At 69.2% G+C, this 21,712-nt stretch carries 19 protein-coding genes, 1 rRNA gene and 1 riboswitch; of the genes, 5 read left to right on the top strand and 15 right to left on the bottom strand.

Annotated elements, in window-relative coordinates; all coding sequences use genetic code 11:
* Positions 1-33: 33 nt before the first annotated feature.
* Positions 34-690 carry a maleylpyruvate isomerase N-terminal domain-containing protein gene (locus tag AADR41_RS26675; RefSeq protein WP_342283941.1) on the bottom strand — a complete coding sequence of 219 codons (657 nt, stop codon included), beginning with the start codon at positions 688-690 and terminating at the stop codon, positions 34-36.
* A 270-nt stretch (positions 691-960) separates the two neighbouring features.
* On the opposite strand from AADR41_RS26675, the gene AADR41_RS26670 reads away from it, so the two are divergent.
* Entirely contained in the window at positions 961-1,782 is an 822-nt protein-coding gene (locus AADR41_RS26670; protein ID WP_342283940.1) for a PhzF family phenazine biosynthesis protein, read from the top strand.
* 117 nt (positions 1,783-1,899) lie between these two features.
* Here the strand turns inward: AADR41_RS26670 and AADR41_RS26665 are convergent, their stop codons facing one another.
* The gene (locus tag AADR41_RS26665) at positions 1,900-2,679 is read right to left on the bottom strand and encodes a CPBP family intramembrane glutamic endopeptidase (protein ID WP_342283955.1); all 780 of its coding nucleotides are present in this window, start codon (positions 2,677-2,679) and stop codon (positions 1,900-1,902) included.
* A gap of 183 nt (positions 2,680-2,862) precedes the next feature.
* Here AADR41_RS26665 and AADR41_RS26660 point away from each other — a divergent pair, with 183 nt between their 5' ends.
* On the top strand, positions 2,863-4,653 hold the full coding sequence (locus AADR41_RS26660; protein WP_342283939.1) for a substrate-binding and VWA domain-containing protein: 1,791 nt from the start codon (positions 2,863-2,865) through the stop codon (positions 4,651-4,653).
* 79 nt (positions 4,654-4,732) lie between these two features.
* Here AADR41_RS26660 and AADR41_RS26655 read toward each other — a convergent pair whose 3' ends face one another.
* On the bottom strand, positions 4,733-6,241 hold the full coding sequence (locus AADR41_RS26655; RefSeq protein WP_342283938.1) for a glutamate-cysteine ligase family protein: 1,509 nt from the start codon (positions 6,239-6,241) through the stop codon (positions 4,733-4,735).
* 481 nt (positions 6,242-6,722) lie between these two features.
* Between AADR41_RS26655 and AADR41_RS26650 the strand changes: the two genes are divergently transcribed.
* Both AADR41_RS26650 and AADR41_RS26645 read left to right on the top strand, forming a co-directional pair.
* Complete coding sequence (locus tag AADR41_RS26650) at positions 6,723-7,316, top strand: hypothetical protein (protein WP_342283937.1); 594 nt, start codon at positions 6,723-6,725, stop codon at positions 7,314-7,316.
* Between the two features lie 339 nt (positions 7,317-7,655).
* Positions 7,656-7,862, top strand: coding sequence for a DUF5999 family protein (locus tag AADR41_RS26645; RefSeq protein WP_072488625.1), 207 nt, complete (start codon positions 7,656-7,658; stop codon positions 7,860-7,862).
* An 87-nt stretch (positions 7,863-7,949) separates the two neighbouring features.
* Here the strand turns inward: AADR41_RS26645 and gcvP are convergent, their stop codons facing one another.
* The gene (gene gcvP / locus AADR41_RS26640; RefSeq protein WP_342283936.1) at positions 7,950-10,835 is read right to left on the bottom strand and encodes an aminomethyl-transferring glycine dehydrogenase; all 2,886 of its coding nucleotides are present in this window, start codon (positions 10,833-10,835) and stop codon (positions 7,950-7,952) included.
* 194 nt (positions 10,836-11,029) lie between these two features.
* A riboswitch (glycine riboswitch) is annotated at positions 11,030-11,126 on the bottom strand.
* Between the two features lie 113 nt (positions 11,127-11,239).
* On the opposite strand from gcvP, the gene AADR41_RS26635 reads away from it, so the two are divergent.
* Positions 11,240-11,608, top strand: coding sequence for a PRC-barrel domain-containing protein (locus AADR41_RS26635; RefSeq protein WP_124718996.1), 369 nt, complete (start codon positions 11,240-11,242; stop codon positions 11,606-11,608).
* On the opposite strand, the gene AADR41_RS26630 is transcribed toward AADR41_RS26635, so the two are convergent.
* From AADR41_RS26630 to rrf, 11 genes are all read right to left on the bottom strand, one after another.
* Positions 11,533-13,017, bottom strand: coding sequence for a DNA polymerase IV (locus tag AADR41_RS26630; RefSeq protein ID WP_342283935.1), 1,485 nt, complete (start codon positions 13,015-13,017; stop codon positions 11,533-11,535). The genes AADR41_RS26635 and AADR41_RS26630 overlap by 76 nt on opposite strands.
* Positions 13,018-13,074: 57 nt before the next feature.
* Positions 13,075-13,692 (bottom strand): MerR family transcriptional regulator, encoded by a 618-nt coding sequence (locus AADR41_RS26625; RefSeq protein ID WP_124718994.1) that lies wholly within the window; start codon positions 13,690-13,692, stop codon positions 13,075-13,077.
* A 169-nt stretch (positions 13,693-13,861) separates the two neighbouring features.
* Positions 13,862-14,335, bottom strand: a complete 474-nt coding sequence (locus AADR41_RS26620; RefSeq protein ID WP_006123076.1) for a bifunctional nuclease family protein — start codon at positions 14,333-14,335, stop codon at positions 13,862-13,864.
* A 53-nt stretch (positions 14,336-14,388) separates the two neighbouring features.
* Positions 14,389-15,132, bottom strand: coding sequence for a transcriptional regulator FtsR (ftsR, locus tag AADR41_RS26615; protein ID WP_342283934.1), 744 nt, complete (start codon positions 15,130-15,132; stop codon positions 14,389-14,391).
* A gap of 17 nt (positions 15,133-15,149) precedes the next feature.
* Positions 15,150-15,938, bottom strand: a complete 789-nt coding sequence (locus tag AADR41_RS26610; protein WP_342283933.1) for an FHA domain-containing protein — start codon at positions 15,936-15,938, stop codon at positions 15,150-15,152.
* A gap of 190 nt (positions 15,939-16,128) precedes the next feature.
* Positions 16,129-16,917 carry a DUF881 domain-containing protein gene (locus AADR41_RS26605; protein WP_342283932.1) on the bottom strand — a complete coding sequence of 263 codons (789 nt, stop codon included), beginning with the start codon at positions 16,915-16,917 and terminating at the stop codon, positions 16,129-16,131.
* Positions 16,918-16,922: 5 nt separating this feature from the next.
* On the bottom strand, positions 16,923-17,255 hold the full coding sequence (locus AADR41_RS26600) for a small basic family protein (protein WP_003970459.1): 333 nt from the start codon (positions 17,253-17,255) through the stop codon (positions 16,923-16,925).
* Entirely contained in the window at positions 17,252-18,175 is a 924-nt protein-coding gene (locus AADR41_RS26595; RefSeq protein ID WP_342283931.1) for a DUF881 domain-containing protein, read from the bottom strand. Before AADR41_RS26595 ends, AADR41_RS26600 begins: the two co-directional genes overlap by 4 nt.
* 99 nt (positions 18,176-18,274) lie before the next feature.
* Positions 18,275-20,770: a mannose-1-phosphate guanyltransferase gene (locus AADR41_RS26590; protein WP_266917398.1), complete on the bottom strand. Its 2,496-nt coding sequence runs from the start codon at positions 20,768-20,770 to the stop codon at positions 18,275-18,277.
* Positions 20,771-20,883: 113 nt separating this feature from the next.
* Positions 20,884-21,492, bottom strand: a complete 609-nt coding sequence (locus tag AADR41_RS26585; RefSeq protein WP_266735556.1) for a CDP-alcohol phosphatidyltransferase family protein — start codon at positions 21,490-21,492, stop codon at positions 20,884-20,886.
* Positions 21,493-21,640: 148 nt separating this feature from the next.
* A 5S ribosomal RNA gene (rrf, locus tag AADR41_RS42965) occupies positions 21,641-21,712 on the bottom strand; the annotation flags it as partial.

Below are 21,712 nucleotides of genomic sequence, written 5' to 3'. Positions count from 1 at the left end.
TCCCCGAGCCGCCGGGGGGCAGCGGCCGGCCCGTCAGCCGAGGAAGAGCGGGAACTTCGCGGCCCGCTCGCCCAGTACCGCCTTCTCCGCGCCGGTCGGGGCACGCCGTCCCGTGCCGACCAGCAGGGCGTCCGTGTCGGAGAGCGACGCGGGGAACTCCGCCCCGGCGATCCTCTCCAGCATCTCGCGCGACCGGGCGAGACTCTCCGCAGGCGGTCCGGCCGCGCCCGGAAGGTACGCGACGAGGTCCAGATGGTGCAGCGTCCACTCCAGGACGTACGCGCCGAGGTAGTCGCCCGCGGTGAGGACCACGTCACGGGTGGCGACCCGGAGACCCGGGTCGGCGAGCACGGCGGCACGGCCGGCCGCGGAGCCCACGTCGTCGAGGTGGAACCTGAGCAGGCCGGGCTCCTCGTACGCGGCGGCCAGCCGGACGATCAGCGCATCCAGCGGGTCGTCGCCGGTCGGTGGCGCTTCCGATACGTTCCAGTAGGTCAGCGCGTCTCGGGTCGGTTCTGTCTCGGCGGGCGTCACCAGGGTGATCAGGACGTCCTGGGCATCGATGACCAGATGGCACACCAGGTCCCGCACCAGCCAGCCGGCGCAGCCGGACGGTCGCGCGAAGTCCTCGTCCGGAAGTCCGGCGACCGCCGTGCGCAACGCCGTCCAGGAGCGTGAGAAGAGATCCACATCGGCAAGGTAGTGCGGTGCGGCGCACCCGGACAAGCACCTCGGCGGGGCCGCCCGCGTACCACCCCACCGGCACGCGGCAGCCCCCGCCGGTACGCACCCCGTCCCCGGGGCACGCCGATACCGTCCGGGGGAGTCGTCGACATTAAGGTCCGGCATTCAGGTCCATCGGCGTCCACGCCCATCGGCATTCAGGTCCATCGGCGCAGAGGTCCAGCGACACGGAATTGGCCTTGGTACACGGCTCCGCGCCCTGCATAGGGTCGCGCCATGAGGATTCGAATCGTCGACACATTCACCGACCGCCCCTTCACCGGCAACCCGGCCGGGGTCCTGATCCTGGATTCCGACGCCTTCGCCGACGACGATCGACTCCAGCGGATCGCCATGGAGGTGAACCTCTCCGAGACCGCCTTCGCCCACCCGCTGCCCCCGGGCGGCGAGGCCGACTGGGCACTTCGCTGGTTCACCCCGGCCACCGAGGTCGACATGTGCGGGCATGCCACCCTCGCCACCGCGCATGTCCTGCACACCACCGGTGCGGCGACCGGCACCGTACGCTTCGCGGCCCGGTGCGGGATCCTCACCTCGGACACCCGCCCCGACGGTGCGATCACCCTCGACTTCCCCACGTCCCCGCTCACGCCCGAGGCGACCCCGGCCGGGCTGGCCGCCGCTCTGGGCGCGGAGCCGCTCTCCGTCCAGGACACCGGCCCGCACATCGGCGACCTGCTCGTCGAACTGTCCGACGAGGCGACCGTGCGGGGGCTGACCCCCGACATCGCCAGGCTGGCCGACGTCTCCCGGCGGGGTGTCATCGTCACGGCGGCCGCGGCGGACCCGGCCCGTGGCTACGACTACGTCTCGCGCGGCTTCTTCCCTCGTGTAGGCATCGACGAGGACCCCGTGACCGGTAGCGCCCACACCGCGCTGGCACCCTTCTGGTCGGCCCGCCTCGGCCGCGACGATCTGACCGGGCTGCAGGCCTCCGCCCGTTCCGGCCTGGTACGGACCTCCCTGCGCGGCGACCGCACGTTGCTCACCGGCGACGCCGTGACGGTCATCGACGGCGAACTGCTCACGTCGCTCTGACATCTCGGACGAAGATGCGGGGGGCGCGAGAAAGGGGGGCGATGTGAGGCTGCGGAAGGGATGTACGGACCGACCCGACGCTCCCCGCACCCTCTCCCCTGCTCCGTACCCGGGCCTTCACGGCGTGGGCAGCCAGCCCACCTTCCCCGCCAGCAGCGCGTACCCGACGAACGCTCCGACATCCAGCAGCGCGTGCGCCGCGACCAGCGGCCCGACCCGCCCCCAACGCCGGTACAGCAGCACGAAGACGACGCCCATCACCATGTTCCCGATGAAGCCGCCGATCCCCTGATACAGGTGGTAGGAACCGCGCAGCACCGAACTGGCGGCCAGAGCTGCCATCGGCGTCCACCCCAACTGTCCCAGTCTGCGCAGCAGATACCCGACGACGATCACTTCCTCCACCACGGAGTTCTGGATCGCGGACAGGATCAGAACCGGGTATTTCCACCACACATCGGGCAGTGACTCCGGCACCACGGTCAGATTGAATCCGGCGGCCCTCACCACCAGGTAGAAGGCCAGTCCGGCACTTCCGATGCCCGCCGCGACCAACGTGCCGCGGCCGAGGTCCGGCCACGGCCGCGTGCGGTCGAAACCGATGGCCCGCAGCCCGGCGCCTTCCCTGAGCAACAGGTGTGCGACCAGGGCCACGGGCACCAGCGCCGTCGTGATACCGAAGAGCTGCCAGGCGAGATCCAGCCATGGACGCCCCGGCGCGTACGAGCTGTTGAGCGTCGCCGCCTGATCCTTCAAACCCCCTGGTTTCGTCAGTGATCCGACAAAACTGATCAGGGCAGACACTCCGCTGGCACCCAGCGAGAGAGCCAGCACGAGGACCGTTTCGGACCGCAGGATCCGTCGTGACAATGCCTCTTGGGGGTAAGAATCAGCCATAAGCCCCGCCTCCACCTGTACACCTGCCTTGACTTGTGCATTCACGCCCCATCCTGCTCCCCCTCGGCTAGGGTCTCGAATGCAGGTACGAAGATCATGCGCGACAGGCCGGGGGACAACCACCATTGCCGATGGTGTGGTCCCCCTTTTCCTTGTTCATCCTCAAGGAGGGGCACCACCGACATGGGACGTCACAGCTTGCCCGACGACTACGCCGGAGAAGGAAGCGGGGACGGTTCGCCGCCGCACCGCCGGCGTACCGTCGCGATCGCCACCGCGCTCGTTCTCGCGGTGGCGGCGGGAACGGCCGTAGCGGTGCAGGGCGGCCTGTTGTCGTTCTCGAAGAGCTGCGAGGACTCGGCCGTACGTCTGTCCATGATGACCTCCCCGGACATCGCGCCCGCCGTTCGCGCCATCGCCGACAAGGCGCGCAAGGACGAGGTGCGGTCCGACGGTCGCTGCCTGTACGTGACGGTGGTCGCCCGCGACTCGTACAAGGTCGCCGACACCCTCTCCGACAACACCCGTTCTCCGGACTTCCAGATCTGGCTGCCCGACTCCGACCTCTGGCTCGACCGGGCCAAGGGCTCCGGTGACGGCGTGCCGATCACACCGGGTGACTCCGTCGCGTCCTCCCCCGTGACCCTGGCGATGGTGCCGTCCGCGGCCAAGAGCCTCGGCTGGCCGAAGAAGAAGTACACCTGGGCGGAGTTGACGGCCGCGGCCATGGAGTCGGACAAGGTGCGCCTCGGTTCGGCCGACCCGGCGCGCAGCGCCACCGGCCTGCTGGCACTCGCCGGCATCGGCGCGTCCTCCGAGAAGCAGGGCGGGGACAGCGACACCAGGGTCGCGGCGACCGCCAAGCTGCTCGCACAGCGCATGTCGGACGGTGACACACAGGTACTGGAAACGCTGGCACAGGACGATTCGGGCGCCGAGCCGGGCAACCCGGAGCACAACCAGGCGGTGCTCCTCTCCGAGCAGGCCGCGTTCGCCCACAACGCGGAGTCGACCGGCGGCGGAAAGCTCGACCTGTTCTACCCCAAGGACGGCACGCCGCTCCTGAACTATCCGTACACACTGGTCGACGAGGCCAGCATGAGCACACCCGAGAGCCGGGCGGCGCTGCGGTTCATGACGCTGCTGGACGAGCCGGCTTCGCAGGCCACGCTGGAGAAGCACGGCTTCAGGAACGTGGACGGGACGGCCGGCGAGTCGGTGGTCGCACCGGCGGGCGGCAGGAAGCCCCAGCCGTACGCCACCGCTGCCGCCGCCGCACCGACCGTCGAGGAGCTCCAGCAGACCCTCGGCATGTGGACGATCACGGTGCAGAGCGCCCGGCTGACCACGGTCGTCGACGCCTCGGGATCCATGGCCACGATCGTCCCGGGGCGCAACCAGTCCCGGATGGATGTCACCAAGGCGTCCCTGATCCAGGCCCTCAACCAGTTCACCCCGAACGACGAGATCGGGCTCTGGGAGTTCGCCACCACTCTCGACGGCGACAAGGACTACCGCAGGCTGATGCCGACCGACCGGCTGGGCGATCCGGCGAAGGGCGGCGGCACCCACCGGGAGAAGCTCTCCGCGGCCTTCGCGGCGCTGAAGCCCGTGCCGGGCGGCGCGACCGGTCTCTACGACACCATGCTCGCCGCCTACAAGGACGCCCAGGCGACCTACGTGAAGGGCAAGTTCAACGCGGTCGTGATCCTCACCGACGGCTCGAACCAGGACAACCTCTCCATCTCCCGCAGTGCCCTGATCGCGGAGCTGAAGCGGATCGCCGATCCGGAGCGTCCGGTGCCGATACTCGCCATCGCGGTCGGTCCGGAGGCCGACCGCGACGAGGTGAACGAGATAGCGAAGGTGACCGGCGGAGGCGGCTACCAGGTCATCGACCCGGCCGAGATCCAGGTGGTGATCCTGCAGGCGATCATGACGGCCGGCCAGAGCAGCCACGGCGCACAGGAGTAGCCCCCGGGCCTCCCGGACCGGTCCGGGCCGGGAGGCCACGGCCATGAGCCGGAGGGCGGAGCGGCCCCGCCCACCGGGCTCACGGCATGGGGGGCGCACCCGTCGGCCAGGTGTGCACCGGCTCCCCGCTGTGCATCAGCTCGGCGTACCGCCGGGTCGTCGCGGCCAGCGCCGCGTGCCGGTCGAGCCCGGCCTGGCGCGCCCGGTGGTAGGTGTCGGCCTGCCAGGACGCTCCGTTCACCCGCCGCCTGCAGCGCTCCTCGATGACCCCGAGGTAGCGGTCGCGGTCCGCGGGCTCGATGTTCCAGGCATCGAGCCCCGCCGCGGCCAGCGGCAGCAGCTCGTCCCGTACGAGCTTGACGGCCGGCACCCGGGTGAGCCCGCCCGCACGGCCGGATCGCGGCCAGATCAGCTCCGCGTCGATGCCCAGCCGGCACGCGGTGTCGAAGTTCTCCGCCGCGGCGGAGAACGGCATCCGGGTCCACACCGGCCGGGACTCCTCCGCGAGCGCCCGGACGAGCCCGTAGTACAGCGCCGCGTTGGCGATCAGATCGGTGACCGTGGGTCCGGCCGGCAGGACCCGGTTCTCCACCCGCAGATGGGGTACGCCGTCGGCGAGGCCGTACACGGGGCGGTTCCAGCGGTAGACCGTGCCGTTGTGGAGCACCAGTTCCTGCAATCGCGGCACCCCGCCCTCGTCCAGGACCCGCAGCGGCTCCTCCTCGTCGCAGATCGGGAGCAGCGGCGGGAAGTAGCGCAGGTTCTCCTCGAAGAGCTCGTACGCCGAGCCGATCCACCGCTCGCCGAACCAGGTCCTGGGCCGCACCCCCTGGTTCTGGAGTTCGGGCGGCCTGGTGTCGGTGGCCTGCTGGAAGAGCGGCGGCCTCGACTCCCGCCACAGCTCCCGGCCGAACAGGAACGGCGAGTTGGCCCCCAGCGCGATCTGGACGCCGGCGACGGCCTGGGCCGCGTTCCACACCGCGGAGAACCGCTCCGGTGTCACCTGGAGATGCAGCTGCACCGAGGTGCAGGCGGCCTCGGGGGTGATCGATGCGGAGGTGGACACCAGTCGCTCCACACCCTGGATGTCGAGGGAGAAGGCCTCGCCCCGGGCGGCCACGATCTGATCGTTGAGCAGCGTGTACCGGTCCGCGTCCGAGAGGTTCGCCACGACGAGGTCCTCGCGACGCAGGGTGGGCAGAATACCGATCATCAGGATCCCGGCATCCACCTCGCCCGCCTTCCGGTGGGCATATCCGAGCCCGGTCCTGAGCTCTTCGGCCAACTGGTCGAAAACACGCCCGTCCAGCCGGTGCGGGACTATGTTCACTTCCAAATTGAACATCCCGAGTTCCATCTGGAAATCACGGCTCGCGATGCGCGGGAGGACCTCCCCATTCATCATCTTCGGCATGCCGTCGGCGCCCGCGAGATTCAGCTCGATCTCCACGCCCATGAGGTTGCGCGGCCGGTCGAACCTCCGCTCCGTCATCAGCCGCTCCAGCCCCTCCAGGCACTGGTGGAGCTTCCTCCGGTACCCCTGCCGATCAGACAGGTCAAAGGCGCCCGCCACGACCTTCTCCCCCATCGGAGCGTCCCTCCCTCAAGTGGCGGCCCGCGGCCCAGGCCGCTCGCGTCACGATCGATAATGCCCAGGCCGGGTGATCCATAACGCCCCCGTGAACGCCACGGAGCCAGTAATCTGAGTGCGCCCGCCCGAGGCACATTCCATGGGCATGATGCAGCACGGGTTTCCCATCTTGGCGCATGGTGAATACACCGTCGCGTTTCGGCCGTCCACGGCCGGGGAAAAATCCCAGGCGGCGGCTGCGCCGCTGACGCAAAATCAGCAGATTCTCCGCATAATAAAGTCTCGATACCGCCTTGTCGGCAATAGCTGCGACGGCTAGTGGAATCACCGCGTGAACGCGTGTCGTATAAACTCCGCGGACGAGGCAGAGAGTTGACGCACCGGCTCAGTCACCGGCCTCCTCTGGCCCCGTATGCCGACAGCGACGTCTGCACCCGCCCACGCACCACCGTGTCTCCGAAGTGAGAGGCGACCCACTATGCCGCTGCATGTTCCCCCGGCTCCCGCGCCCGCTCTGCGCAGCGTTCTCGCGGCACTCGGTTCACCCACCGCAGTCCGCGAGGCCCGCACCCCAGCCCTCCGATCGGCCGAGGGACCACTGAGCCCCGAACTCCCGCTCCCCGTCCATGTACTGGAGCGGATCGGGCCGGGCGGGCTCGCTCCCGCCACCCGGCTCGCCGCGTGGCGGTTCCTGATCCGCAGCGCGGAGCAGCCCGTCGCCGCCGCGGACACCATGCTCACTCCGGACGGCTGGGCGTTCTCGCACTTCTTCGAGGGCCCCTACATCGCCTCGACCGAACTCGCCCTGCGCCAGGCCGAGACAGTCACCACGCACTATCAGCCACGGCTGCTGTCCATCCCGGAGCTCTACATGCTCGCGCTGTGGCTGCACGGCGACGCCGAGGCAGACGCCGCCGGCGGGGAACTCGCCCCGGCCGATCTCCTGGTTCCGCTGGCCCCCGCCCCGCCGGGCATCGCGGCCCATCGCCCGCACCGGGTCGCCGATCTGCTCCGCGTGATGACGCTGCGCATCACCCCCGGCCCCGGCCCCCTGCTCGGATCACCGGCCTGAGAACCGCACCCCCGTACGAGACCGCTGCGCCCCGTACGAGAACACTGTGCCCCGTCACCTCCCTGGTGGCGGGGCACACCGCTGGGGGGGCGCACTTCGGTCCCCGTCCGGACTAGCCCGGTCCGACCACCCCGAACCACCCGAAGTGACAGTGCAGTTGCAGTGAACCGTCCGCGCGGGTGATGCGTCCTCCGAGTAAGGACAAGTGCTGCTGCGAAATCCCTGCGGATTGCCGCCCGTGGGGCAACACTGGGACCGGACCTATCGATACGGGGGGCGGCCATGAACACCTCATCCAGCCGCAGGACATTCACTACAACGCAGCGAAAGAACCCAGCCATGTGCCAGCATCAGCCACCATGCCCGACCGCCGACTCAGCCGACCGGGAAGCCGCCCGCCTGACGGCCCACCACCCGGAACAGGGCTGGAGCCTGCTGTGCAACGGGGTCCTTCTCTTCGAGGACACCGGCGAACTGCTCCCGGACGGTCAGATCATCGCTCCGCACCGGCCCCTGGGGACCGACCGGGTGATGAAGGCCGCCTGATCGCGGCCGGTACGAGCTGGGGCCGGCCCGGAGAAATCTCCGAACCGGCCCCGACGCATGTCCGCGTCACTCCCCCGCGCTCATGACTCAGTTGTCGTACTCGTCCAGCGGCGGGCAGGAGCAGACGAGGTTGCGGTCACCGAAGGCCCCGTCGATCCGGCGCACCGGCGGCCAGTACTTGTCGGCGGCCGAGACGCCGGCCGGGAAGACCGCCACCTCACGGCTGTACTCGTGCTTCCACTCCCCGCCCAGCATCGCGGCGGTGTGCGGAGCGTTGTGCAGCGGGTTGTCGTCCGCGCTCCACTCGCCGGAGGCCACCTTCTCGACCTCGCCGCGAATGGCGATCATCGTGTCGCAGAACCGGTCGAGCTCCGCGAGGTTCTCGCTCTCGGTCGGCTCGATCATCAGCGTCCCGGCGACCGGGAACGACATGGTCGGCGAGTGGAATCCGTAGTCGATCAGACGCTTGGCGATGTCGTCGACACTGACGCCGGTGGCCTTGGAGATCGGCCGCAGGTCCACGATGCACTCGTGCGCGACCAGACCGGCCGGGCCGTTGTACAGGATCGGGTAGTGCGGCTCCAGGCGCTTGGCGATGTAGTTCGCGGCGAGCACGGCGACCTGCGTCGCCCGCTTGAGGCCCTCGCCACCCATCAGACGTACGTACGCCCAGGAGATCGGGAGGATGCCGGCCGAGCCCCACGGGGCGGCCGAGATCGGTCCGACACCGCTCTCGGGGCCCGCCGCGGGCTGCAGCGGGTGGTTCGGCAGATACGGCGCGAGATGCGCGCGCACCCCGACCGGGCCGACGCCGGGGCCACCGCCGCCGTGCGGGATGCAGAAGGTCTTGTGCAGGTTCAGGTGCGAGACGTCGCCGCCGAACCGGCCCGGCTTCGCGAGACCCACCAGCGCGTTGAGGTTGGCACCGTCGACGTACACCTGGCCGCCGGCGTCGTGCACCTCGGCGCAGATGTCGGCGACGTGCTCCTCGAACACCCCGTGCGTCGACGGGTAGGTGATCATGAGCACGGCAAGCTCGTCGCGGTGCTTCTCGATCTTGGCGCGCAGGTCCTCGATGTCCACCTCGCCGTCGTCGGCGGTCTTGACGACGACGACCTTCATGCCGGCCATGACGGCGCTGGCCGCGTTGGTGCCGTGCGCGGAGGACGGGATGAGGCAGACGGTGCGCTGCTCGTCACCGTTGGCACGGTGGTACGCGCGCACGGCCAGGAGGCCGGCGAACTCGCCCTGCGAGCCCGCGTTCGGCTGGATCGAGACCGCGTCGTACCCGGTGACCTCGGCGAGACGCTCCTCCAGCTCACGGATGAGGGTGAGGAAGCCCTGCGCCTGCTCGGCCGGCGCGAAGGGGTGCAGCGCGCCGAACTCGGGCCAGGTGATCGACTCCATCTCGGTGGTCGCGTTCAGCTTCATGGTGCAGGAGCCCAGCGGGATCATGCCGCGGTCCAGGGCGTAGTCCCGGTCGGCGAGCTTGCGCAGGTAGCGCAGCATCGCGGTCTCGGAGCGGTGCTGGTGGAAGACCGGGTGGGTGAGGATCTCGTCGGAACGCAGCAGCCCCTCGGGCAGCGTGTCGGCGAGGGTGGCGTCCAGCGCCTCTATGTCCCCGTCCGCACCGAAGGCGGCCCAGACGGCGGCGAGCTGCGTGCGGGTCGTGGTCTCGTCGCAGGCGAGGGAGACCAGGTCGGTGTCGACCAGCCGCAGGTTGACCCCGCGCTCGCGGGCGGCGGCGACGGTCTCGGCGGCCCGGCCCGGGACCCGCACGGTGAGGGTGTCGAAGAAGGCCCCCGTCACGACGTCGACCCCGGCGGCGCGCAGGCCCTCGGCCAGGATCGTCGCGTAGCGGTGGGTGCGCCGCGCGATCGTCCGCAGCCCGTCCGGGCCGTGGTACACCGCGTACATCCCGGCCATGACGGCGAGCAGTACCTGGGCGGTACAGATGTTGCTGGTGGCCTTCTCGCGGCGGATGTGCTGCTCGCGGGTCTGCAGGGCCAGCCGGTAGGCCTTGTTGCCGTCCGCGTCGACGGAGACACCGACGAGGCGGCCGGGAAGGCTGCGGGCGAACTTCTCGCGCACGGCCATGAACCCGGCGTGCGGTCCGCCGAAGCCCATCGGCACACCGAAGCGCTGCGTGGTGCCGACCGCGATGTCCGCGCCCAGGTCGCCCGGCGAGGTGAGCAGCGTCAGGGCGAGCAGGTCGGCGGCGACCGTGACGACCGCACCCAGTTCGTGGGCCTGCTCGATGACGGGCTTGATGTCCCGGACGGCTCCGGAGGCGCCCGGGTACTGAACCAGCACGCCGAAGACACCGCGCTCGGCGATCTCCGCCGGGATGCCCTCGGACAGATCGGCGACGACGACCTCGACACCGGTCGGCTCGGCGCGGGTCTCGATGACCGCGATCGTCTGCGGCAGGGCGTCGGCGTCGATCAGGAAGACCCCGTTCTTCACCTTGCCGACGCGCCGGGAGAGCGCCATGGCCTCGGCGGCCGCGGTGCCCTCGTCGAGCAGCGAGGCGCCGGAGGTCGGCAGCCCGGTCAGCTCGGCGACCATCGTCTGGAAGTTGAGCAGCGCCTCCAGCCGGCCCTGCGAGATCTCCGGCTGGTACGGCGTGTAGGCCGTGTACCAGGCGGGGTTCTCCATGACGTTGCGCAGGATCACAGGCGGGGTGAAGGTGCCGTAGTAGCCGAGCCCGATCATCGGGGCCAGGACCTGGTTGCGGTCCGCGAGCTCGCGCAGCTCGGCGAGGACCTCGGCCTCGGTGCGCGCGGCCGGCAGCCCGAGCGCCTCCGCGCTCTTGATCACATCGGGCACCGCGGCCGCGGTGAGTTCGTCCAGCGAGCCGTAACCGACCTGGGCGAGCATCTTCGCCTGCGCCTCGGCATCGGGTCCGATGTGGCGCTGCTCGAACGGAATACCCTGCTCCAGCTGGGAGAGCGGAGTGCGACGGGGGGTCATGGTGGAGGCCTCCTGGTCTGTCACGACCTGCGAGGGGCACCACGGCGCGGGTGCCCGAACGGCCTCCCCCTCTGTCATCTCAACCTGAGAGCTTCACCGGCGCGCCGTGCGGCGTACCGGCTTTCACCGTCGGTGAGGGAGGGACTCGCACCGGCACTCGGCCGCACGAAACCCGCCCTGCTTTCCAGAGTGACCTCGTCCGTGCGGTACGGGGGCCTGAGAGATTCCGGGGAGGATTTGCTCCTTCGGCGCCTTCGGATCAGCTCCGGAGGACTCTCCCGCACGGGGTCAGCAGCCATGACCAGCCTACCAGCGGGCTTCGTGGCTGATTTCTCGAGTGGCCAACCACCCGGATCTGCCTTTTTGTAGTGCTAGTGGAGTAGCCGCGACCAGTGGGAGGGACCGTGCAGACCGACATCGATCCGCGCAGCCTGATCGGCCGCAAGGCGTTCGACCGCAAGGGCACCAAGATCGGAACCGTGGACGAGGTGTATCTCGACGACGCGACCGGTGTGCCCGAGTGGGCGGCCGTACGTACCGGACTCTTCAGCCGGGACGCGTTCGTCCCCCTGGAACCCAGCGAATTCGTGGAGGACACGCTCCGCATCCCCTTCGACCGTGCCCTGATCAAGGACGCGCCGGACTTTGGTGTCGGCCGCCACCTCTCACCGGAACAGGAGCTCCAGCTCTACCGGCACTACGGACTGGACTCCGCGCCGGAGGAGACCGGCCCGGACAGGGACTTCGGCAGGCTGGCCGGCCAGGACGAGTAGTCCTGCGGGTCGCGGACCAGGGGCAGCGGATCGGCGGGCCGGAGCTCCGGGTCGTCGATCCGGAACGTACGCACCCGGCCGGGCGGCGATCCGGGCTCCTCGAACCGCACCGTCACCCTTCCGACGCCACTGCCCTGCACCCAGCCGTGGCCGTACGTCTCGTGGTGCACGTCGTGTCCGGCGGGCCAGCGCCGTGCCGCGCGCTGCTCGGCACTCTCCGGGACCTCCGCCCTGGGATCGCCGGGCGGCTCGGCGATCTCGTCCCCCGCCGGTGCCGTCCCCGCCGCCGGCTCCCCGGCAGATTCCCCGGCCGGCTCCTCTGCCGCGGCGCGCTCGCCGGCGGCCTGGGCGAAGAGGTCCTCCTGTGTGTAGTCGGCAAGCCCCGTCACACCCACTCCGAGGAGCCGGACGCCCCCGGTGGTGTCAACGGCCTCCAGGAGCCGTGCGGAGGCCTCACGGACCACCGTGGGGTCGTCCGTGGGCCCACGGAGCGTCTCGGACCTCGTGAGCGTCGAGAAGTCGTACCGGCGCACCTTCAGCACCACCGTGCGCCCGGACCGCCCCGCGCCCCGCAGCCGCTGCACGCAGCGGTCGGCCAGCCGCTCGACCTCGGTCCTGATCCGCACCCGGTCGTGCAGGTCGGCGTCGAAGGTGTCCTCGACCGACACCGACTTGGCGTCCCGCTCCGCGACCACCGGCCGGTCGTCGTACCCGAACGCCATCCGGTGCAGCGAGCTCCCGTGCGCCTTCCCCAGCAGGCGCACCAGCTCGTCCTCACCCGCCTCGACCAGGTCGTCGACCGTCGTCATCCCGGCACGGCGCAGATGATCCGCCGTCGCCGGCCCGACACCGGGGAGGATCCGCACCGACATGGGCGCGAGCAGCGCCCGCTCCGTGCCCGGCTCTATGAGCAGCAGGCCGTTCGGCTTCGCCTCCTCCGAGGCGATCTTGGCCAGCATCTTGGAACCGGCGAGCCCGACCGATCCGGTGAGCCCGGTGACCGCCTTGATGGCCGTACGCAGCTGCGCGCCGATCTCCAGCGCCGAGGCCGTGTCATCGGCCGTCCCCCCGGCCTCCAGGTCCACGAAGGCCTCGTCCAGGCTGAGGGGCTCCACCAGCGGGGAGAGCCGTGCCAGCAGCTCCATCACCTGGTCGCTCACGGTCCGGTAGAGCTGGAAGCGCGGCACCAGATAGGCCGCATTGGGCGCCAGCCGCCGCGCCTGCGCCGTCGGCATCGCCGAGTGCACCCCGAAGCGACGCGCCTCGTACGACGCGGTGGCGACCACTCCGCGCGGCCCGAGCCCGCCCACCACCACCGGCTTGCCGCGCAGGCTCGGCTTCGCCGCCTGCTCCGCAGAGGCGTAGAAGGCATCCATGTCCAGATGCAGGATGGTGGGCGCGGCTCTCACATCAATCGATGCTGCCCTACGGCACTGACAATCGCCGCGCCCGAACCCTCGGCCGTGTCAGCCGGCGCGATTGCGCCGCCGCGCAAGCTCATCGGTGGGGTTGTTCCCGATGAGGGTCTCGCCGGTGTCCACCCGCTCGCCGTGCAGCTGCGAGAGCGCGGCGTCCACGTCCTGCCACACCACTCCCACCGCGATGCCGAAGACCCCCTGGCCGCCCTGGAGCAGACTGACGACCTCGTCGGGCGAGGAGCACTCGTAGACCGTCGCCCCGTCGCTCATCAGCGTCATCCGCTCAAGGTCCTGGAATCCGCGGGCCCGCAGATGCTGAACCGTGGTGCGGATGTTCTGGAGAGCCACACCGGTGTCCAGGAAACGCTTCACGATCTTCAGCAGGACGACGTCCCGGAAGCTGTAGAGGCGCTGTGTCCCGGAGCCGTACGCCGGACGCACACTCGGCTCCACCAGGCCCGTACGCGCCCAGTAGTCGAGCTGCCGGTATGTGATCCCGGCGGCCGCACAGGCGGTCGGCCCGCGATAGCCGATGTCGTTGGCCGATGCCACTTCGTCCCCCGCCACCGCCGCCGGTTGAACCGGTTGCATGATGGTGTGGTCGGCTGTACTCCCCTGCTGCGGATACGGCCCACCCGCTGCCGTACCGTCGCCGCTGCTTCTCACGCCGACCTCCGTCCTTGACCTGCCATCTCGAAGGTAGGCAGTCACTCGGGGTGCGTCAACGATCGCCACACTCGGCACGCCGAGTGATAATCACCCTGAGGGTGGTTTCCCGTGTCTCCCGAGCGGGAAAGGCTTGCCGGATGCGCTGACGGCTACCCCCGAAGGACGGTCATTGACTGTTGGTGCCGAAATCCTCCGGGGAGATCTGATCGAGGAACTCGCGGAATTTCTCCACCTCGTCCTCCTGCTCGTCCGGGATGGCGATACCGGCGTCGTCGAGCACCCCGTCACTGCCGTAGATCGGCGTGCCGGTGCGCAATGCGAGCGCTATGGCGTCGGACGGCCGTGCGCTCACCTCGACCCCGCTGGCGAAGACCAGCTCCGCGTAGAAGACCCCTTCCCGCAGGTCCGTGATGCGGACCTCGGTGAGCTCCTGGCCGACGGCCTCAAGCACATCCTTGAAGAGATCATGGGTCAGCGGCCTGGCCGGAGCCATGCCCTGCTGGGCGAAGGCGATCGCGGTCGCCTCACCAGGACCGATCCAAATGGGGAGGTACCGGTCGCCTCCCACTTCACGCAGGAGCACGATCGGTTGGTTGGAGGGCATTTCCACCCGGACACCCACAACGTCGAGCTCGTTCACACAGCAACCCTAGGACGTGCCCGGCAGGTTTGGGTAGTCGGGCACCGGCGCGATCAGTGGAGCCGGATGTGCAGGGCGCTCTGTACAAGGGCCGAATGAAGCCTCACGGACAGCTCCGCGAGTTCTTTCGCAGTGGCCTCCGCATGGGCTCTGGTCTGCGGATTCCGGTGCCGCCGCAAGGGTGCGACCACCTGCTCGATGAGCCCGACCTCGCGATCCGCAGCGGCCCGCATGGCACGCAGGTGACGCGGCTCCAGACCGAACCTGCCCAGATCCGCCACAAGCTTGGCCACGGTGACCATCCCTGCGTCGTATCCGCCCTCGGCGGTCGGAACCACCAGTCCGTACGACTCCCACTCGTCGAGGTCGCTCTCGGTGGCCTCGGCGGCCGCCAGCAGCTCGGCACGGCCGATCCGGGCCGCGGTGGGCCGTCCGGGCTCCGCGTCCCAGCCGCCGCCGGTCAGGTCCCGCGGGCCGCCCCCGGAGGGCAGGGCGGCCTGTTCACCACGGGCCAGGGCATCCAGATGCTCACGGATGACCTTCAGCGGGAGGTAGTGGTCCCGCTGCATGCGCAGCACCTGCGCCAGCCGCTCCACGTCGGCGCCGCGGAACTTGCGGTAGCCGGAAGGGGTCCGCTGCGGTTCGACGAGCCCTTCGGCCTCCAGGAAGCGAATCTTGGAGATCGTGACCTCGGGGAACTCTTCCCGCAGCCGCAGGAGCACCGTGCCGATGCTCATCGGGCGGTCGTCGGCGGTGGCGGTGCCGGCCACGGCACCGCCCGTCGGTGTTCTCAGCATGGACCTTCCCTGACGGGTCAGATGCCGCGCTGGCTCGCGTAGAAGACCAGCCGGTACTTGCCGATCTGCACTTCGTCGCCGTTGGACAGGGCGACGGAGTCGATGCGCTCACGGTTGACGTAGGTGCCGTTCAGGCTGCCCACGTCGCCGACCGTGAAGCTGCCGTCGGGGCTCCTGCGGAACTCCACGTGCCGCCGCGACACCGTCACGTCGTCGAGGAAGATGTCGCTCTGCGGGTGACGGCCGGCCGTGGTCAGCTCACCGTCCAGCAGGAAGCGGCTGCCCGAGTTCGGACCGCGGCGCACCACCAGGAGCGCCGAGCCGAGCGGAAGGGCGTCGACCGCCGCCTGGGCCTCGGGCGAGAGGGACGGCACCGCCGTCTGCCCGGTGACCTCCGCCTCGTACGCCTCAAGACCGGAGATCGAGATGGTCGAGGTCGTCTCCGAGGCACGCTCGGGAATCCCGCCCCGCAGCGGCGCGCCGCAGTTGGAGCAGAAACGACTGTCCTCGGCATTGCGATGCCCGCACCTCGTACAGACCGGCATGGACGAACCCTCCTGCCTGGGGGCGAACTCTCCACCCGAACTCGAGGTCGACGATTCTCCGAAACCTATGCGGCCGGGACCGGCAGGGTCAACAGACGACGCGCCGGATGCTCCCGAATTGTCACTGCCCGTACCCGACACCTGATCACGGAAGAGCGGACGATCCGTGCCCTGCTCCTCCGCCTGGCCATGGCGCGGTGCGCGATGGCGGGCGGCCTCGTCGCGAGCGCTCTTTCCGAACAACTTCCCAAACAACTTCACGGGCGCTTCCCCTTGACCGAAATAGACCCGCCCGTGGGGCAGGACGAACCCTGAATGAACACACCTGCCGACCCGGACATCTTCACAACGTCCGTATCCACTCGACAGTTTCCACCACGCACCACCAATACGATGCGGCGACCCCCCGCAACCTTGTGCCCGTCTCCTTCGCCCCTTCCGCGACGCCGCATCACGGGGACGACGACCGAGCGTAGTCAGGCTGCTTCGCCGGTCGCAAGGCGTCGACGACGATGTCGTCGGCCTGCTCGACCTGCACGGTGGCCTGCTCCTTCTCCAGCGTCTGCACCACGCCGCCGGGGATGTTCAGCGCCGGCTCCAGATCCTGGGGCTTGCCGATCACCTCGAAGACGTACGGCGCGGTGATCTTACGGCCGTCGACCTTGACGTTTCCGCCGTCACCGGAGAAGTACGTATTGGCCACCACACGCACCCCGTTGACCTCAATGGCCTCGGCGCCCGCAGCCCGCAGCTCCTGGAGCGCGTCGAGCAGCATGTCCGCCTTCACCCCGTCACCGGGATCGTTGACGGTGAGCGTGATCCCCGGCCCGTGAGCGGCCACGGTGCCCGCGAGGACACCGAGTTGCCGCTCCTTCTCCACCGTCTGCTTGCGCGCCTCCTCGGCCTGGTCGGAGCTGTTCTCCAGCTCCGTGCGCTGAGCGTCCAGCCGCTGCTTCTCGTCCTCCAGCCGCTGGGTCCGGTCGTCCAGCTCGTCGAGGATCCGTACCAGGTCCTCCTGGCGGGCGCCCCGCAGCGCGCTGTTGTCACTGTTGGACCTCACCTGGATGGCCAGTCCGAGACCGAGTACGAACAGCAGCAGCGCGACGATGAGTTGGGCACGCGTCACCCGCGGCGGCCACAGACCGGCGACCAGCCGCTGACGGCCGGTGAGCTCCTTCGCGGGGCCCGCCGTCCGCTCTCCGGCGTGTTCGGACCCGTCGGGAAGTTCTTCGTTGTTCATCGGCCTCAGGCCCGGAAGACGTGCCGGCGGATGGCCGCGGCGTTGGAGAAGATCCGGATCCCGAGCACGACCACCACACCGGTGGAGAGCTGCGCCCCGACGCCCAGTTTGTCGCCCAGGAAGACGATCAGCGCGGCCACCACGACGTTCGAGAGGAACGACACGACGAACACCTTGTCGACAAAGATCCCGTCGAGCATGGCGCGCAGTCCACCGAAGACGGCGTCGAGGGCGGCCACGACGGCGATCGGGAGATAGGGCTCGACCACCGCCGGCACCTCGGGCCGGACCAACAGTCCGACCACGACTCCCACGACGAGGCCCAGTACGGCGATCACGATGTGCCCTTCCCTGTGTCTGCCGCACCACTGCCGGTGTCTGCGGCCTTATAAGGCTCTGCTGTACGTACGATCAGGCTCGGCGCGACCGGAAGGCTCAGCTTCTGCTGCACGGACAGGCTCGTCCGGATGTCGAAGGTGTCCTTGAGCGCCTGGAGGTACCGGCCGTCGGCGCTGTCCTGGAACGCCGTGCCGAGATGCTTCCCGTTCCCCACCGCCAGCACCGTGTACGGCGGAACGAGCGGTCTGTTGTCGACCAGTATGGCGTCGCCCGCCGCGCGGATCGCCGACAGGGCCGTAAGACGCTGTCCGTTGATCGCGACGGCCTCGGCGCCGGACTGCCACAGGCCGTTGACGACCCGCTGGAGGTCACGGTCGCGGACCCGTCCGGTATCGGAGAATCCGCTGCTCTCCCTCGGCCCGCCGCCGCCCTGGGCGGTGTCCTTGGCGTCGTCGATGACGAGCTTCACTCCGGGCCCTTCGACCGCGGTCGCCCCGGCGAGCAGTGCCACCCGCTCCCCCTGGTCCCCGCCGTGCTTCTCCAGCGCCTTGCGCTGCCGCCTGCCCACGTCGCCCCGGAGCTCGTCCACCTGTGCCTCAAGGCTGTCGGCCGCCGCGGTCTCGTCGTCGATGCGACCGATCAGCTCCTGGCGCTCCTTGGCGAGGACCGGCGCCGAGACACGTGCCTCCGCGGCCCCCAGCGTGACGACCAGGGCGGCCAGCACCAGACACGCGGCGAACCCGAGTTTCGACTTGAGCGTACGGGGCAGCCCCGCGCTCCCGTCGGCCTTGCGACGCGCCGACGCCTCGGCGTATCCGTCGTCCAGGCTGTGGTCCATCACGTTGGTCAGCAGCGACATGGACGCGTCGGGGCGCGCGGGGGGCGAGGCGGTACTCCGATCGGGGGGCTGCTGCGACATGCCGCACATCGTCGCACGTCGCCACGGCTGACGCCGAATGGCCCCACCGGTGTGCCCGAGGGCGCCCGCGGGACGCCACCGGACACACCGGGAGAACCGTTACTGACCTGCGCTGTCCACGATCGCCGCCCACTCGTCCAGCAGCGCCTGCGCGGAGGCGTCGTCCGGGCCCTCGGCCCACAGATGGGTGACCGCCTCGGCCCGGTCCGGCAGTACCATCACCCACCGTCCGTCGGCCTCCACCACCCGCACCCCGTCCGTCGTGTCGACGCTGCGGTCACCGGCGGCCTCCACCACCCGCCGCATGACCAGGCCCTTGACGGCCCAGGGGGTGGCGAGATCACGGCGCAGGACATGGGCACGCGGAATGCGGGCATCGATCTGGCTCAGGGTGAGCTGGGTCCTGGCGACCAGACCGAGCAGCCGCACGAACGCCGCGGATCCGTCGAAGACGCTGCTGAATTCGGGAACGATGAAGCCGCCACGCCCGTCTCCACCGAAGATGGTGCCTTCCTCGCGTGCCACGCGCGTCAGATCGTCGGGCGATGTCGTCGTCCATTGGACCTGCGTGCCGTGGTACGCGGCGACCTGCTCGGCGACGCGGGTCGTGGTGACCGGCAGCGCCACCCGCCCGCTGCGCCGCTCGGCCGCCACGAGGTCGAGCATCACGAGCAGCGCCCGGTCGTCCTCGACGATCCTGCCCCGCTCGTCGACGAGCGAGAGCCGCTCGCCGACCGGATCGAACCGAACGCCGAACGAGGCCCGTGCCGAGGAGACGATCTCGCCGAGCCGTACGAGTCCGGAGCGCCGGGTCTCGGCGGACTCGGTGGGCCGTGATTCGTCGAGCCCGGGATTGATGGTCAGTGCGTCGACACCGAGCCGCCCCAGCAGGCTGGGCAGTACGAGCCCGGCACTCCCGTTGGACGCGTCGACGACCACCTTGAGCCCCGCGTCCGCGATCCCCGCGGTGTCCACGTTCCGCAGCAGGGATCCGGTGTACGAGTCGAAGACGCTGGACGGGAAGTGCAGATCGCCGATCTCGCCCGGGAAGGCGCGGCGGTACTCCTGACGTGCGTAGACCCGGTCCAGCTTCCGCTGCCGCGCCTGCGACAGGTCCGCGCCCCGTTCGTCGAAGAACATGATGTCGACCGAGTCGGGCACACCGGGAGACGTACGGATCATGATGCCGCCGGCACTGCCCCGCGCCGTCTGCTGGCGCGCGACGGGCATCGGTACGTTCTCCAGGTCCCGGACGTCGATGGCGCTGGCCTGGAGGGCCGAGATCACCGCTCGCTTCAGGGCACGGGCTCCTCGGGAGTGGTCACGTGCGGTGGTGACCGTCGAGCCCTTCTTCAGGGTCGTGGCATAGGCTCCGGCGAGCCGGACCGCCAGTTCCGGGGTGATTTCGACGTTCAGGATCCCGGACACACCTCGGGCGCCGAAGAGATGCGCCTGTCCGCGCGATTCCCAGATGACCGAGGTGTTGACGAAGGCGCCGGCCTCGATGGTCTTGAACGGGTAGACGCGCACATTGCCCTGGATGATCGACTCCTCGCCGATCAGGCATTCGTCCCCGATGACCGCGCCGTCCTCGATGCGGGCGGCCCGCATGACGTCGGTGTTCTTGCCGATCACGCAGCCGCGCAAGTTGCTGTGCTGTCCGATGTAGACGTTGTCGTGCACCACGGCCCGGTGCAGGAATGCGCCGCTCTTGACGACGACGTTCGACCCGATGACCGTGTGCTCGCGAATCTCGGCGCCGGCTTCGACCTTTGCGTAGTCCCCGATGTAGAGGGGTCCGCGCAGTACCGCGTCGGGATGTACTTCGGCGCCTTCCGCGACCCATACGCCGGGCGAGATCTCGAAGCCGTCGATGTCGACGTCGACCTTGCGTTCAAGGACGTCCGCCTGTGCCTTCACATAGCTTTCGTGAGTGCCGACGTCCTCCCAGTAGCCCTCGGCGACATAGCCGTAGATGGGCTTGCCCTCCTTCATGAGCTGCGGGAAGACATCACCGGACCAGTCCACCGAGACATCGGCTTCGACGTAGTCGAATACCTCGGGCTCCATGACGTAGATGCCGGTGTTGACCGTGTCCGAGAAGACCTGTCCCCAGGTGGGCTTCTCCAGGAAGCGTTCGACCTGGCCTCCCTCGTCCACGATCGTGATGCCGAATTCCAGCGGGTTGGGCACACGGGTCAGGCACACCGTGACCAGGCCGCCCTTTTCCTTGTGGAAGGCGATGAGATCGCTGAGGTCGAAATCGGTGAGCGCATCACCGGAAATGACGAGGAAGGTGTCGTCCTTCAGCGCTTCCTCGGCATTCTTCACGCTTCCCGCGGTACCGAGCGGTTTCTCCTCGTTGGCATAGCTGAGCTCCATCCCGAGCTCTTCGCCGTCCCCGAAGTAGTTCTTGACCAGCGAGGCGAGAAACTGGACCGTTACGACGGTCTCATTCAGCCCGTGCCGCTTGAGCAGCCGAAGCACGTGCTCCATGATCGGCCGATTGGCGACGGGCAGAAGCGGCTTGGGCATGCTTGAGGTCATGGGGCGAAGGCGTGTGCCTTCGCCGCCAGCCATCACGACGGCCTTCATGTCGGAAACGTCCTCCTTGAAGAGACGACGGTCTGGCCGACTTCGCCCGTCGGGGCACCATCCGGGTCATCCGCGGCGGGCCGGCCACATTGCACGGCACCGCTTCAACGAGCTCAATCGGCTGCTACATCCGCTTTGACGAGGCGGCGGACCTGAACCACGTAGAGGATTCCTGCCCACCAGTAGAGCGTTGTACCCCAACCTGCGAACGCCCATCCGAAAATGGCGGCCAGCGATGCAAGCCAACCACTTCCGTCGCTGAGCAGCAACAAGGGGAACGCGTACATCAGGTTGAACGTGGCAGCCTTGCCCAGGAAGTTCACCTGGGGCGGCGGGTAGCCGTGACGCCGCAGGATTCCCACCATCACGAGGAGCATCAGCTCACGTGCGACAAGTGCGGCGGTGAGCCACAGCGGCAGGATCTCCCGCCAGGTGAGGCCGACGAGGGTCGAAAGGATGTAGAGGCGGTCCGCAGCAGGGTCCAGCAGCCGGCCGAGGTTGCTGATCTGGTTCCACCGGCGGGCGAGCTTACCGTCGAGGTAGTCGCTGATACCGCTGAGCATCAACACCAGCAAGGCCCAGCCGTCGCTCTGGGGGCCGCCGAACACAGGGCGAAGAATCAGCCACAGGAAGAGCGGAACCCCGACAAGGCGAGCCATGCTGAGGATGTTGGGGATGGTGAGTACCCGGTCCGTCTGGACCCGAGTCTCCTGGACCTCCACCCGGGGGCCTCCTGTGAAGAAAGTGCCAATGATGCCCCCTGACCTTACCCTCGGCCACCGCTCACCGATGCACAGGGGTGAGGCAAGGACCTCGTGAACGCAGAAAAGCCCCGTGTCCACAAGGACACGGGGCTTTCCCGTAAAAGGAGTTCGGCGGCGTCCTACTCTCCCACAGGGTCCCCCCTGCAGTACCATCGGCGCTGAAAGGCTTAGCTTCCGG

Origin of the sequence: Streptomyces sp. CLV115 (assembly GCF_038448545.1) — a bacterium.
GTDB lineage: Bacteria > Actinomycetota > Actinomycetes > Streptomycetales > Streptomycetaceae > Streptomyces > Streptomyces sanglieri.
Note: the sequence above shows the minus strand (reverse complement) of the source record. Positions and strands in the feature narration are given on the sequence as shown.